The sequence below is a fragment of the Kitasatospora sp. NA04385 genome, from assembly GCF_013364235.1.
Classification (GTDB): Bacteria; Actinomycetota; Actinomycetes; order Streptomycetales; family Streptomycetaceae; genus Kitasatospora.
On record NZ_CP054919.1, the window covers coordinates 6,425,807 to 6,440,152 of the forward strand.

At 76.2% G+C, this 14,346-nt stretch carries 11 protein-coding genes; 5 read left to right on the forward strand and 6 right to left on the reverse strand.

Translation table 11 applies throughout. The annotated features are described in order from the left end of the window. Positions 1 to 125 precede the first annotated feature (125 nt). The 4 genes from HUT16_RS28475 (at position 126) to HUT16_RS28490 (ending at position 3,582) form a co-directional block, all read left to right on the forward strand. Positions 126 to 569, forward strand: coding sequence for a hypothetical protein (locus HUT16_RS28475; protein ID WP_176190905.1), 444 nt, complete (start codon positions 126 to 128; stop codon positions 567 to 569). Positions 570 to 754: 185 nt separating this feature from the next. Further along, positions 755 to 2,488 (forward strand): hypothetical protein, encoded by a 1,734-nt coding sequence (locus tag HUT16_RS39390; RefSeq protein ID WP_176190906.1) that lies wholly within the window; start codon positions 755 to 757, stop codon positions 2,486 to 2,488. Between the two features lie 314 nt (positions 2,489 to 2,802). Further along, positions 2,803 to 3,060, forward strand: a complete 258-nt coding sequence (locus HUT16_RS28485) for a hypothetical protein (RefSeq protein WP_176190907.1) — start codon at positions 2,803 to 2,805, stop codon at positions 3,058 to 3,060. 15 nt (positions 3,061 to 3,075) lie between these two features. Further along, on the forward strand, positions 3,076 to 3,582 hold the full coding sequence (locus tag HUT16_RS28490) for a thioesterase family protein (RefSeq protein WP_217712103.1): 507 nt from the start codon (positions 3,076 to 3,078) through the stop codon (positions 3,580 to 3,582). A 565-nt stretch (positions 3,583 to 4,147) separates the two neighbouring features. Here HUT16_RS28490 and HUT16_RS28495 read toward each other — a convergent pair. The 4 genes from HUT16_RS28495 to HUT16_RS28510 form a co-directional block, all read right to left on the reverse strand. Further along, a complete protein-coding gene (locus HUT16_RS28495; protein WP_176190909.1) occupies positions 4,148 to 5,587 on the reverse strand; it encodes a hypothetical protein in 1,440 nt (479 codons plus the stop codon). 243 nt (positions 5,588 to 5,830) lie between these two features. Further along, the gene (locus HUT16_RS28500) at positions 5,831 to 6,304 is read right to left on the reverse strand and encodes an SsgA family sporulation/cell division regulator (protein ID WP_254898029.1); all 474 of its coding nucleotides are present in this window, start codon (positions 6,302 to 6,304) and stop codon (positions 5,831 to 5,833) included. A gap of 669 nt (positions 6,305 to 6,973) precedes the next feature. Beyond that, positions 6,974 to 7,843: a hypothetical protein gene (locus HUT16_RS28505; RefSeq protein WP_176190910.1), complete on the reverse strand. Its 870-nt coding sequence runs from the start codon at positions 7,841 to 7,843 to the stop codon at positions 6,974 to 6,976. Between the two features lie 244 nt (positions 7,844 to 8,087). Next, entirely contained in the window at positions 8,088 to 8,864 is a 777-nt protein-coding gene (locus HUT16_RS28510) for a hypothetical protein (RefSeq protein WP_176190911.1), read from the reverse strand. A 200-nt stretch (positions 8,865 to 9,064) separates the two neighbouring features. Between HUT16_RS28510 and HUT16_RS28515 the strand changes: the two genes are divergently transcribed. After that, a complete protein-coding gene (locus HUT16_RS28515) occupies positions 9,065 to 10,300 on the forward strand; it encodes a hypothetical protein (RefSeq protein ID WP_176190912.1) in 1,236 nt (411 codons plus the stop codon). A 62-nt stretch (positions 10,301 to 10,362) separates the two neighbouring features. Here the strand turns inward: HUT16_RS28515 and HUT16_RS28520 are convergent, their stop codons facing one another. Together HUT16_RS28520 and HUT16_RS28525 are read right to left on the reverse strand one after the other, a co-directional pair. After that, entirely contained in the window at positions 10,363 to 13,047 is a 2,685-nt protein-coding gene (locus tag HUT16_RS28520) for a collagenase (protein ID WP_176190913.1), read from the reverse strand. A 222-nt stretch (positions 13,048 to 13,269) separates the two neighbouring features. Continuing rightward, a complete protein-coding gene (locus HUT16_RS28525; RefSeq protein ID WP_176190914.1) occupies positions 13,270 to 14,253 on the reverse strand; it encodes a LysR family transcriptional regulator in 984 nt (327 codons plus the stop codon). Between the last annotated feature and the right edge of the window lie 93 nt (positions 14,254 to 14,346).

Here is a 14,346-nt window from a genome sequence, read left to right on the forward strand (position 1 = left end):
CTCAAGTAGGCTGTGCGCGGCCGGAAGTGACGGTGCCACGACGAGCCCGGGGCCCGCCCCGGGGTCCGCCCGTGCGCCCGCCGCGGGGGGCGGCCGACGGGGACGGACACGAAGGACAGGCACAAGTGGACAGCGACAACCGCGGCGGCGCGCGACTCCAGGACCGGCCCGAGAAGCGGCCGGAGAAGCGGCCGGAGAACCGGGCGGCGGACCGGACGGGGGAGGCCCGGGCGTCGGCCGCCTGGCAGTACCTGCTGGACGACGGCCTCGACCCGGCCGGACGGATCCCGGTGCACGCCGTGCGCGGCAGCGTCCCGCCCGGCGGCACCGGCGGCACCGGCGGCACCGGCGGCACCGGCGGTTACCGCCCCAACCCGCGCCACGGCCGCCCGCTGCCCCGGCCCGTGCCCGCCGACGCGTCCGCCGACGGTCCCGCCCCGGCGCTGCCCCGCTCGGCGCCGGTCGCCGCCCCGCCGGGCGCGCCCTGCTCTCCTGGCTGGAGGACGGCCGCGCCCCCCGGCTGTGCCGGATCACCGGCTCCTCCGGCAGCGGCCGCACCCACCTGCTGACCTGGCTCGCCGCCGCCTGCCCGCCCGACCACCCGCGCCCGGGCCGCCGCGTCCACGCCCTGCTGGACGCCGAGGGGCTGACGGTCCGTTCGGCCACCGCCCGGCTCGCCGACCTGCTCGGCCTCACCGCGGGCGAACCCGCCGACCTGCTCGAAGCGCTCCAGGACGGCACCCCCCGCACCATCGTGGTCACCGACCTCGACCGGGCCGGCGGCCCCCGGCTGCCCGACCTGCCCGAACGCGTCGCCCGCGAGCTCCTCGTCCCGCTGCTGTCGGTGCCCTGGCTGCTGCTGGTCGTCGAAGCCGCCCCCGGCCCCGCCGCCGACGCGCTCGGCGCCGCCGCCCCCACCGGCGCCGTCCTCGACCTCGACCAGCCGCAGTGGACCGACCCCGCCAAGTACGCCGACTGGTGCGCCGGGCTGCCCGGCCACCCCGTCGACCCGGCCGCCACCCACCCCAGCCCCGGCCTCGCCCAGCTCGCCGCCCGCACCCCCGGCGCCGCCCCCGACCCGGCCCTGCCGCCCGCCGCCCGCGCCGCCGCGCTCGCCGAGACCTGGTGGACGGCCGTCCCCGCCGCCGAACGCGCCGCCCTCGCCGCCCTGGCCGGTGCCGAGGGCCCGCTCAGCACCGCGCTCTGGGCCACCCTCCCCGGCGCCGACGCCCGCACGGTCGCCGCCGCCGCCGACCTGCTGCCCCCGCCCCCGATGGCCGACCGCTGGCGGCTGCGCCCCCAGCAGCTCGCCGACCTGGTCACCGCCGGCAGCCCGCCCGTCGACCACGCCGCCGTGATGTGGGAGGTGGCCGCCGGCATACCCGCCCGCCCCGACGGCGGCCCCGACCTCGCCGCCAGCGACCCCGAACGGCTCGCCCTGCTGGTCCGGCACGCCTCCGCCGGTGACCCCGGCACCCCGATGCTCGGCGAGATCGACCTGCTGCTGCACGCCGAACCCGCCACCGTCACCGCCGCGTTCCAGCTCGCCGAGGACACCGGCGCGCCGCCCACCCCGCTCGCCGAGGCCTGGCGCCGCGCCGCCCCCGACCGGGCCGCCACCGCCCGCCCCGCCGACCGGGCCGCCGTCCTGCACGCCCACCTCACCGGCCGCCACGACGAGGCCGCCGCGCACTGCGCCGAACTCGCCCGGCGGACCGACACCCGCTGGCGCGCCGTCTGGCAGCACCTCCCCGCCACCGGCCCGTGCGCCGCCACCCTCGGCCTCGGCCCGTCGGCCGGCCGCCTGCTGCTCCTCGACGGCACCGGCCTGCACCTCGCCGACCCCGCCACCGGCCGCCTCCTCGACGCCCCCGAACCGCTCGCCGAACCCCACCCGCGCGCCCTCACCGGCACCCCGTTCGGCGGCGCCCTGCTGCTCGACGCCTCCGGCACGCTGCGCCCGCTCACCGTGCGCGGCGCGCCGGGCCTCCCCGACGGCGGCCCGGCCGCCCCGGACCCGTGCACCGCCGTCGCCGCCCACGAGGACGCCGTGGTGTTCGGCCGCCCCGACGGCCTGACCACCTGCCACGAGGTCTCCACCGGCACCACCCACCGGCCCGAACACCCCCTGCACGAGGGCCCGGTCACCGCCCTGGACGTGTCCCCCGCCGACGGCGGCGCCCTGGTCGCCAGCGGCGGCGAGGACGGCCGGGTGTGGACCTGGATGCCCGGCCGCCCCCCGCTGCCCGCCCCCGTCGACCAGCGCCCCCACCCGGTCACCGCCGTCGCCCTCGGCAGCACCCCCGCCGGACTGCTGCTCGCCGCCGCCTGGTCCGACGGCCTGCTCCGGCTGCGCCGCTGGGGCGAACGCCACCGCGGCGCCGACCTCCGCCTCGGCGCGGCCGTCCGCACCCTCACCGTCACCCCCGACGGCCTGGTCATCGCCGCCCTGCCCCACTCGGTGCTCGCCCTCACCCTGCTCGGCTGAACACCCCGGCGAAGAGCGGACGTTCGCACGAATGCCGCCCCCGGAAGAGATCCGCCGCTCCGGCCGTACCCGGCGCCCGGGGTGTGTCCGGGGCGCGTCCGGGGCTTTCGGCGGCGTGTGTTGAAAGTTGACGGCTTTGCCGGGAACTTCAACGAAAGACCGGGTGATTCACCATTTCCGGTTGGTTCCTGATCGAGTTTGACCAGCGGAAGGACATTGGGCGTCAACGAAGCCGCCGCTCCTTCTCCCTCAACGGATGAATCCTCCTGTGAACCGTCAATCGCGAACCAAGCCCGACCGGAAACGAGGAATCGATGTCTGAACACCGTGACGGGGTCGACCACGTGGAGAAGGAGTGCGCAGCCCTCGCCGGGCTCCCCGCCGCCGAGCGGCTGGCCGAACTGGAGAAGCTCTGCCGCCGCACCGAGCGGGCGCTCGGCCAAGCCGTCCTCGACACCGCCGCCGAGGTCTACGAGCAGGGCCACGACACCGCGCTGCACCGCTCCCCGTACGCCTACGGATACCTGCGCCGCAGCCTCGGCTTCCGCGCCGAACACCGAACGGACGGCTGACCGTTGTACACCTACATGTGCCGCACCCGATGGGGCGACATGGACGCCTTCGGGCACGTCAACAACCTCAAGGTGCTCCAGTACGTGCAGGAGGCCGTCTACTGCCTGCTGTACGACGACACCGAGGGGCAGGACCTGTTCGAGGACGGGTTCATGATCGCCCGTCACGAGATCGACTACCGCTCCCCGCTCTACCACTGCCCCACCCCGCTGCCCGTGCAGATCTGGGTGGAACGCCTCGGCCGGTCCTCGATCAGCACCACCTGTGAGGCCCGCCGGCGCGGGCAGATGGTGTTCCAGGCCAGGACGGTCACCGTGCCGACCGACGCCGCGACCCGGCGCAGCCGCCCGCTGCGCGAGGCCGAACGCCACCACCTCAACCGCTACCGGGTCCGCCCCGCCGCCCCCGTCGCGCCCGTCGGCCGCGTCCCCGTGCCCTCCACCGGCCGGCTCCGGGTCTCCGCCCCCGGCCTCGGCGAGCGCGAACGCGGACGGGAGCGGGAGCGGGAGCGCGTCTGCTGAACCGGCCCGCCGGACGGGACGGATCGGATGAACGGGACGGGCGGGACGGACGGGACGGACGGACGGGAGCGCTGAGCACGCGTCCCGGGCGCTCCACGGGAACGCCCTCCCCGCCCCGGGGAGAACCACCGCCGGCCCCGGCCCGGGTACCCCACCCGGCCCCGGGGCCGGCCCCGTTCCCGCCCGGGCCCGTCAGCTGAACCGCCTGCTGCCGGGCGGCCCGTCCGGCCCCGGGACCACCGGGCCCGGGCCCGCCGGGAACGGGACGTCACCGCCCGGAGCGGCGTCGGCTGCCGCGCACGGCGGGCCCTCCGGCGCCGGGGCCGGTACCTGCGGGGGGACGGGTCGGATCAGCGAGTAGTACGAGGGATCGTTCATGACGCCAATTGATCACCGCCGCCCCTGCCCGCCAAGCACCGGACCCGCACGACTCACCCCGCCGCCGGACCGGACCCCCGCCTGCCCCCGCAGCGACGATCGCGGGCGGACCGCGGACGGATCGCGGACGGATCACCCACCGACCGCGGACCGACTCGCCCCCGGTCGGCCGTCGGCCGACCGTCGGTCAGCCGCCCAGCCGGGCGAACCGGCCCTCCAGCCGCGACAGTTGCAGCACCGTCGCCGGGGAGTGCAGCGCGTCCTGCCGCTCCCGGAAGCTCGCGTACGCCCGTCGGGCCTGGTGGATGTTCCCCGCGTCCAGCTCCAGGTGCGCCAGTTGCAGCAGCGACAGCCCGATCGTCCGGTGCTCGCCCGGCGGCCGCGCCCGCAGCGAGGCCCGCAGGTACGACAGCGACAGTTCGGGGGCCCGCAGCGAACGGTGCACCTGCGCGGCCTGGTAGAGCAGGGCCGGTTCCGGGTACCGGTGCGGGCCGCCCTCCGCCGCCGCCCGCCCCGCCCAGTGCTGCGCCCCCTCCAGGTGCTTCAGCGCCTGCGCGGACTGCCGCAGCCGGGCCGCCGCCACCGCCTGCTGGGCCAGCACGAACGCCCGCACCCCCGGCGCCGCGTCCGGCGGCAGGTGCTCGGCCGCCGCGTCCGCCAGCCGGGCCGCGTACGCCTGGTGCCCCAGCGCCCCGGCCTGGGTGCTCTGGTCGCGCAGCGCCATCGCCTGGGCCGGGCCGTCCTGCGCCTCCGCCGCGAGCTGGTACGCCAGCTGGTAGTGCCGCTGGGCCTCGCCGTGCCGGTTGTCGTCGGTGTACGTCCGCCCGACCAGGCGGACCAACTGGGCCGCCGCCACCAGCAGTTCGCGGTGCCGGGGGCCGCCGGACGGGGACTTCGCCCAGGGCAGCACGTGGTCGCGCAGGTAGCCGAGCAGCAGGCCGCGGGCGATCGCCCCGCCGTACCCGTCGTAGTGCCGGGCGCCGAACGCCGTCATCTCCCGCACCGCCTCCACCTGCCGCGCCCCCACCCGTTCGGGCCCGGACCGGCGGACGGTCGGCACCAGCGGCGGCCGGGACGCGGATTCCGCCGCGGACCCGGGCTGCGTTCCGGGCCCGGGCCGCGTTCCGGACCCGGGTTTCACCGCGGAGCCGGGTTTCACCACCGACTCCGGTTTCACCGCAGATCCGGGATTCGTCGCGAAGCCGGGTTTCATCGGCGGGCGGGGGGAGGGCAGCATCCGGATCTGGAACAGCGGAGGCTGAAACGTTTCGTCCTGCGGCTCGGTGGAATTCGGCCAGGAATGCAGCCGGCGCAGCCCCGTCAGGGCGTCGGTCGGCTCCCGTTCCGACTCCTCCGCGAGCGAGGGATCGGCCGGCTGGAGGCCGAGCTCGCCGCGCGAGACCGGGCGGCCCAGCCGCCGGGCGAACGCCTCCTCCAGCAACTGCGGGCCGGGCGGCCGGGGCTGGGTGCCGGACAGCCAGTGCGCCACCGTCGTCCGGTCGTAGCCCACGCTGAAGCCGCTCTCCCGGGCCACCTTCTGCAACGCGGCCGCCAGGGCCGGGCCGTTCCACCCGGCCTCCGCCATGCAGCCGCGCAGCGCGGCGTTCGGACCACGGGTGTGCGGCATCGACAACTCCTCGTGCGGACCACTGAAGGGGTTGGCCTCAGAATAACCGGCGGCGCCGACGGCGAATACCGATTTCGGCCAAGCCCCGACCGTTCAACGTCCGGGGGTGGAAACCGATACTGCGCGGCAGGTTTCGGTTCGCTGGCGAAGGAGTGATTCCCGCTCGGTGGAGGGGAGTTCGGGCGGCCGCACGATATGATGACACGACAGAAATATGATCCGCCCGGCTTTCCCGCCGCCCGCCTACTCGAATTTCTCCGCGCCCCCGGCCTCCTCCAGCATCCGCCGCAGCAACCCCTCGGTGTCCAGGTGCCGGTGCTCGGTGCCGACCGGCACCAGCCGGTGGGTCAGCTCCAGGAAGCCGCGGACCGGCTCGGCCGGGGTGTGCAGCACCGCGGTCTGGCCGGGCGTGCTCAGCGCGATGGCCAGCAGTTCCCCGTCCGCGACCGACCGGCGGATCGTCACGTCCCCGATCCCGGCCCACCCCTCCAGACCGTCCACCAGCAGGTCCCGGGCGAACAGCCAGGTGATCGGCTCCTCCAGGTCCACGTGGCAGTCCAGGTGCACGGCGTACGGGTCGGCCCGGTGGTAGCGCAGCCGGGCCGGCACCGAGACCCGCAGCCCCGGGCACGGCGAGACGGTCACGTCCAGCATCAGCACGCAGTCCGGCTCGCCGTTGCGCCGTAGCCAGGCGTGCGAGGTGTTCTGGTGGCTCACTGGGCCTCCCTCGGGCGGACGACGGACGGGGCGACGGACGACAGGGCGGGGACGGCGGCGGTGCGTGGCGCGATGGGCGGCGGGGGCGGTACGGGCGGGGCGGCCGGTGGCGTGGCGGGCGGCGCAACGGGCGGTTCCGGCACGGCGGTTCCGGCCTCGGGTCCGCCTCCGGATCCGACCCCGGGCCCGGCCGCAACGGCCGTCCCGCCCCCGCTCCCGGCTGCGGGGCCGGGGCCGGGATCAGGGTCGGGGCCGGGATCGGGCGGGGGGTGCGGGGCGAACCGTTCCCGCGCGGGTGCCGGGTGGGCGGAGAACCGGGGCGGCGTGATCAGCCGGGACCACTCGTGGTCCCGGCGGCCGGGCACGGTACGGCCGGACTGGTGCCAGATGGTCACCAGCCGTGCGTAGATGGGGGCTTGCTGAATCGTTTCCTCGCGGACGCCCATCGGGGCCCAGGGGTCGACACTCACGTCCGGGGATAACGACCGAATCCGGGGGTGGTCACGGCGCTCGTCCGTCCGCTGTGCCGGACGGGCGGGATCGCGCCGCCGCCCGGCTCCGGCGGCCCCCGCCAGGCCGTCCGACTCGTCCGGACAAGCACCGGAATGTCAGGCGCCCGCGGTCACCCGGCAGCTCACCTTCCGGTTCTTCCACCGCCGGGTGCCTTTCCTACCCGGGTGCCTTTCCTACCCGGGTGCCCTTCCCGCCCCCGGGGCTCCTCCCGCCCCCGGGGCTCCTCCCGCCCCCGGGGCTCCTCCCGCCCCCGGGGCTCCTCCCGTTCCCGGCGGCCTTCCGGTCCGCGGCGGCCGCGGGCGCCCGCGTCGCGGCCAGCGCCCGGGCGCGGTCGAAGGCCCGCACCGGGTTCGGCGCGGACGACCACGGGTGGGCGCCGCACCACGGGCCGATCAGCCGGAACTGTTCCAACGCCAGCGCGGGTCGCCGCGACAGCAGTGCGAAGTGCGCCAACAGGTGCCGCAGCGTCGGGATCCGGTCGTTCGACTCCGGCACCGCGTCCAGCGCCGCCGCCGCCCGGGGCAGCAGCTCCCGGTACCGGCGGCCGGCGGGCAGCCCGCCCGTGCCGTGCCGGGCCTCCAGCTCGGTGAGCGCCTGGAGGTGCAGCCCGGGCAGCGGCGAACCGGCGGGGGCCTCCTCCACCGCGCGCACCGCGAAGCGCAGCATCAGCACGTCGTTGCCGTGCCACTCGGCGCACCAGTACTGCATCGCCTGCCAGCGCCCGCCGACGTGGCGCGGCGCCCGGGCCGGCACCTCGGCCCACAGCTCCCGGAACTCCTGCTGCGGCAGCCGCGGTCCGCGCGCCGTGGTGACCAGCACCGCCCAGGGCCCGAGGTCGCGCGGGTCCGCCCCGGCCACCCGGCGGGCCACCCGGTGCGCCTCGGACAGGCCCTGCCGGAACGCGGCCAGCCGCTCCGGCGCGACCTGCGGGGCGAAGCCGTCGCCGCGCGCCTCCCAGGCCCGCTGCACCAGCAGCCGGGCCCGGACCGTCGCGGCGGTGCACGGCGCCGCCCCGACTGCTCCCACGCGGTCAGCCACGCGTCGCGTTCGGCCGCCAGCCGGGTCAGGAAGTCCAGCCGGGACCAGCGCTCGTCCCGGTCCTCGCCGGGCGCCACCGCGTACGCCTCGGCGGCCCGCCAGCCGCCCGACAGGCAGGAGTCGGCCGGCGCCTCCAGCTCCTTGCGCCGCAGCAGCCGCACCGGCGGCCCGGCCCGGCCCGGCCCGGATCCGGCGCCGCCAACGGACCCTGCGCCGCCAACGGACCCTGCGCTCACATGTGGTGGTCGGGGTCGCCGCCGGAGGAACTGGAGCTGAGACCGTACGGGTCGCGGCTGTCCCGGGCGACGGTCTCCTGGAGGGCCCGGCCGCCGAGCAGGGTGGTGCGGGCGGCGAAGTCCGGCAGCAGCAGGCGCAGGGCCCGGCGGCCGTGCAGGGCGACGAGCAGCCCGGTCTCCGCCGTGGGCCCGGTGGGGGCCGCGGGCGGGAGCGGGTGGCGGCGGCGCAGCGCGCGCAGCAGCCGGTGGCCGGCCAAGGTCCGCGCCGGGGCGGCCAGGACGGCCGCCGAGAGGACCGCCGTCGGCAGGCCCGCCCCGGGGTTCCCCAGCGCCGCGACGGCCGCGCCCGTGCCGCAGGCCGCCAGCGCCGCCACGGTCGCCGCCGCCAGCCGGGCCCGGCCGCAGCGCAGGCCGCGGGCGGCCAGGTCGGCGAGCAGTTCCGCCCGGGCCCGCCGCGCCGTCGGGGTGCCGGCGGCGTCGGACAGCGACAGCTCCCGGCCGAACGCGGCCCACAGCGCCCGGTGCAGGGGCGTCAGGCCGGGCCCCGGGTCCGTGTGCACCAGCCGCCGCAGCCGGCCGTTCCGGGCGGCCTCGACCGTCCCCGCGAGGTGCAGTTCCACCACGGCCACCCCCAGCGCGGCCGCCGCCCCGCCCCGCACGCCCGCGACACCGACCGCCGACAGCCCGTCCGCCCGCCCCCCGCCGGGCAGCCACCGCAGCAGCACCGCGACGACCAGCCCGGCCGCCGCACCCACCGCACCGATCGATCCCATGGCACCCCTCCCCGCCGACGGCCCGCGCGCCGATCGGCCCGCCCCCGTACCCGCCGTACGCCCTCGGTATAGCGCAAGCCGCCACGCCCTGTCACCCGCCCCGATCGGGATGCCCCTCCCGTCCGGCCCCTCCTGCTCGGCCCGGGCGGTGGCGGAAAACCGTTCGCGCCCGGCTGCGGTGTCGGGCACCCTCGTCGCCCGTGAACGACACCGAAGGCACCGCCTGGTCCTACTCCCCGTCCGGCACCCTGCTCGGCGCACTCGAACGCGGCCGGGGCCTGGGCTGGGCGCACGCCCTGGCCGACCGGGACGCCGGGGCCGAGGCGGTGCTCGACTGCCTGCGCCGGGACACCCGGTGGGACCGGAGCGTCGACGAACGGGCCGATTACCTTGCCTTCCTGGTACGGGAGTTGGGTCTGCCGATCGATCCACTGCTGGCGCAGCTCGACGGCCCCGACGAGGACGGCTCCGAGCGTGCCCGGGAGACGCTGGCCCCGCTCGGCCTGCTGGGTTCGGTGCCGGCCCGCGAGGCACTGCGCCGGTACGTGCGGGAGGGCGAGTGGTGGCAGGAGACGCTGTCCGTCCCGGCGGACAGCTGGCCGGCGGACTGGTGGGAGGACCTGGGGCCGGACGCGGTGCGCCGTCTCGGTGGTGAGCGGCCCGATTTCTGGAGATCCGAACCCTGGCTGACCTGGCGGGAGTTGCTGCCCGTCCGGGAGCCCGCGTCGCGGTCCCGGCACCGGGTGCGGATCACGCCCCGCACCGATCGGCTGCTCGCCGCGCTGGCCGATCCGGACACCCCGTACCGCGAACGCGACGAAGCCCTGAACACCCTGGCCGAACGCCCTGCCGTGCCGGTCCGACTCCTCTCGCTGGTACCGGACTTGACCACCGACGGGCGGGACGGGTTCGGCGTGCGGGCGCTCGGTGGCGTGCACCGCGCGGTGCGACGGCTCGGGCCGCTCGCGGTCGGACCGGCTCGGGAGTGGGCCGACGACGACCGCGACCGGCTGCAGTGGCTGGGCGTGCGGGTGCTCGCCGAGCACGGCGGCCCCGGCGACGCCCCGCGGCTGGTGGCCGAGTTGGCGAGCCAGTGGGAGGAGCGCGGCTGGTGCGGCCCGAATCTCGTCGCCGACGGCCTGGCCCGGCTCGGCCCGGCCGCAGCCGAGGCCGCCCCGCTGCTGCGCCGGTTCTGGCACCACACCCCGCACAGCTACGAACGCCCGTCCTACCTGCGGGCGTTGCACGCGATCGACCCGGAAGCGGCGGCCCCGCTGCTGAGCGAGTCGCTCTGGGACTGCGAGTCGGACGCCCGGCTGTACGCCGTCCGGAACGTTCCCGTGGAAGGTCGACCGGCCTTTCGGCTGGCCGAGTTGCGCGACAGCCCGGCGGAGTGGGAGGTGCTGCGGGAGGCCGCCGCGCGGCGGTTGGGCTGAGGGGGGACGCCGGAGGCAGCCGCGGTTGGGGGCCGCGGCTGCCGGGGGTGGGGGTCGGCGGGTCAGAACTGGGTGCTGATGGTGACGTCGGAGAAGTCGGTGACCGCGTACAGGCTCAGGTAGCGGTAGCCGGCGGTGGGGTTGGTGACGGTGACGGTCTGGGCGGTGCCCTGGTTGGTGGAGGAGGCGGTGAAGGCGCTCGGGGAGGCCCAGGTGTCCGCGTTGTAGTAGAGGTAGGCGGTGCCGGTGCCGCCGTTGGCGGTGACCTTCAGGGTGCTGGTGCCGGCCGGGAGGTAGACGTACAGGTAGTCGATGCTGCCGGCGGTGCGGGTGCGGCCGGTGCGCCGGCAGTTCCGGCCCATCGCGTCGGTGCGCTGGTCGGTGCAGGTCGGCAGGGTGGTGGGGCCGCTGCCGCCGTCGACGGTGGTGGTGACCGAGGCCGGGGTGGCGGTGGTGCGGCCGTTGGCGTCGGTGACGGTCAGGGCGACGGTGTAGGTGCCGGCCTTGGCGTAGGTGTGCGAGGGGTTGCGCTGGTCGGAGGAGGAGCCGTCGCCGAAGGTCCAGTGCCAACCGGTGATCTGCGCCGGGGAGCCGGTGACCACCGAGCGGTCGGTCAGGGTGACGGTGGCGCCGCTCACGGACTGGTCGAACAGCGCGGTCGGGCCGGTGGCGAAGCAGGCGCCGTCGGCGCACCGGGTCAGCCAGGCGTCGAAGTCGGCGTCGTAGGAGGTGCCGAGGCCGTTGTAGACCGCGTACCCGCCCTGGTAGTCGCCGGTGCGGAAGCGGCCGAGCATGGCGGACACGTCCGCCGGGTGCTTCTCGAACATGTAGCGGACGGCCAGGTAGCCCCACGGGTAGACCCGGGTGGAGTCCGCGTTGTCGTACGTGTTCTGGAAGATCGTCGACAGCTTGTAGGTGTGCTTGGCGGCCTCGGCCATCGCCTGGGTGTCGGTGACGCCCCGGTAGGCGTACGACTGGTACTCGGCGACGCCCTCGATCCACCAGATGTCCGGGACGGAGATCTCGGTGGCGAAGTCGCCGGTCATGTCGTAGATGTTGTCGAGGTAGTGGGTGTACTCGTGGTTGAGGTTCCACACGTTGCCCGCGAAGTCGTCGTTCCACGACTTCTGGTACATCACGCACACCGGCTGGTTGTTCGGGTCGGTGACGTCCATGACGGTCTGGCCGCCGTTGTCGGTCGAGTTGCCGTAGATCGCCCACGAGTAGGTCTGGTAGTCGGTGGCGCCGGCGAACACCGGCATGACGAGCGTCTTGCCGTACTGGTTCGGCACCGGGCCGTCGTCCTTGACCAGGCGGTGGAAGAAGGCGTCCTCGCCGCGCAGGCTGTCGCAGACCGGCTGGAGCTGGGCCGCCGTCAGGGCCTGGGCGCGCAGCGTCTTGTTGTCGCAGACCAGGACGTTGGGCAGGACGGCGTCGGCGAGCTTGGTCGGCAGGTCGCAGGTGCCGTAGTACGAGCACTGGCCCTTGTCGTAGGTGTTGGCGTTGAACGCCACGTGCACGTAGAGCGGGCCGGAGTCGCCGAGGATCCGGGTGGTGTCGAGCAGTTGCTTGATCAGCGGCTTGGCGGCGTTCTCCACGGCGGTCGACGTCCCGGCCATCCGGGCGATGTCGTTGCCCGCGTTGACGTCCAGGAAGGCGTTCGAGGTGCCCAGCAGGTCGCGGTGGTTGAGCGCGAAGTTGCCGAGCGAGGTGACCAGGCCGGTGTCCGCGCCGATCGCGGTGACGAAGTCGGCGTTCCAGTTGCCGCGCCACAGCGGGGCGAACAGCACCGCGTTGACCGCGTTGACCATCTTCGGCGTCGCGTTGTAGCCGTTGCCGTACCCGTTCAGCACCTGCTGGTAGACGTTCAGGTACGTGGCCTGGAGGTTGGCGCTGTCGGTCAGCACCAGCACGTCGTACAGCACCGTGCCGTTGGCGTCGGTGACGTCCTTCCAGCGGGTGCCCGCGAAGAAGGCGTCCAGGCCGGCCCTGGTGGCGGCGGTCAGCGAGGCGTCGTAGGCCCCGACCGCGGCCGGGTAGTAGGACTGCACGTAGTACCCGGCCCGCAGGAACTGCACCAGTTGCAGGATGCCGGAGCCGTCGGTGCCGTCGTAGGCCGTCGCCAGGCCCTTGAAGGCGTTCGCGACGGTGAGCATGTTCGCCTGCTTGAAGATCGCGCCCGCGTCGGTGCCGGTCACGTTGTACAGCGTGCTCACGCAGGTGCTCGTCGAGGACTTGACGAAGTTCACCAGGTCGGCACCGGACCGGCTGCCGAAGTCGCCGTACGTGCAGCTCTGCGCGGGCGCGGCGGTCGCGGTGGGCGCGGCGGCTGCGGCGGTGGTTGCGGTGGTGGCCCGGCTGCCGGTCGCACCGGGGGCGCCGGGCGGCTTGACGGCCGGGGTCCTCCCGGCGTTCCGCTGCGCCGGGCGCGGGGTGGTCTGGACGGCGGTGCCCTGCGGCTGCCCCATCTGGACCTGGCCGAGCAGGGCGGGCGGCAGCGGCGCGGCCACCGGGGCCAGGCTCTCGGGGGCCGCGTCGACGATCGGGCCGAGCGGCTTGGGGACGGCCCCGCCGGGGGCCGCGGCGTCCGCGGCGGAGGCCGGGGCGGAGACCGCCGCGGCGGCGGCCTTCGCGGACTGCCCGCCGGTGGCGGCCGCGGCCGGTGTCACCGGCAGCAGGGTGGCCGCGACGGTGCAGCCGGCCAGCAGACCGGCCGCCAGCGTGGGGAGGGGTATGCGCAGACGCACTGCTTCTCCTGGGGGAGGGAGCTCACTGAGCACATCAGAGGGGGAGGGTGACGCGGTGAGCATCCTGGCACCGGAAGCCGGGTCAGAACAATGTCACAGGTCATATGACATTGCATGAACGCGGCATAACACGACCGGGAAAACCTTGGGACGGGGTGCGGGCGCTCGGCGCGGGCGCGGGGTTCGGGCGCGGGGTTCGCGCGGGTGGCCCGGGCGCGTGGCTCAGGTGCGCGGCGGGCGGAAGGTGCGACCGGCCCAGCTGTGCAGGTGGGGGGCCTCGGCGGCGAGCTCCCGGTACGCGGCCGCGGCCGCCCCGAACAGCGTGTCGGCCAGAGCCGGACCGACCGTGGCACGCCGCCACAGCAGCACGTACCGCAGCCACAGCGGCGTCCCCAGCAGCGGCTTGACCGCGACGCCGGGCGCCGGTGCGGCGCTCCCCGGCACCAGCGCCGCACCCAGCCCGGCGGCCACCAGGTCGAGCACCTCCCGCCGCCCGCACGGCAGTTCGCGCACCCCGGCCGGGGCGAACGAGGCCGCCTCGCAGGCGGCCCGGAGCAGTGCGGGCCAGGCCGCGCCGTCGGCGGCCGGCAGCAGCCAGGTCTCACCGGCCAGGTCGGCCAGGGCGGGTTCGGCGTGGTGGCGCAACGGGTGCCCGGCGGGCAGTGCGACGAACACCGGCTCGGTGGCGACGACCCGCGCCGCCAGGGCCGGGGTCGCGCGCAGCCCCGAACCGGGGTGGTCGAGCAGCAGCGCCAGGTCGAAGGGCGGCTCGGGGAGTTGGGCGGAGGGCTGGGCGGGAGGCTGGGGGGACGGCGGTTCGGCGGGACGGGCGGCGGCCAGGGCGAAGCGCAGTTCCGGTCGCAGCTGCCTGGCCCTGGCCAGGGTGCCGGGCAGCAGGGCGGGGCAGTCGGCGGCCAGCAGCAGTTCGCGGTGCGGGCGCCCGCCGTCCGGGAGGCCGGCCCGGCCCAGCCGGTCGACCCGGGCGAGCACCTCGCGGGCGGCGGCCAGCACCTCGGCCCCGAAGGTGGTGGGCACCACGCCGGCCGCCGTCCGGTCGAACACCACCGCGCCCAAGTAACGCTCGATCCGCCGCAGTTGGGTGCTGGTCGCGGGCTGGGACGCGCCGATCGCCGCCGCCGCCCGCCCCACGCTGCCGCTGTCGGCGATCGCGCAGAGCACCCGCAGGTGTCGCAGTTCCAGATCCACGGCGGGCCCTCCTCGCGTGCGGGCGGCCCCGCCTCGGCGGTGGCATCGGGCGACCTATGCAATGTCACACGCAACATGTCAGATGATTGCGCT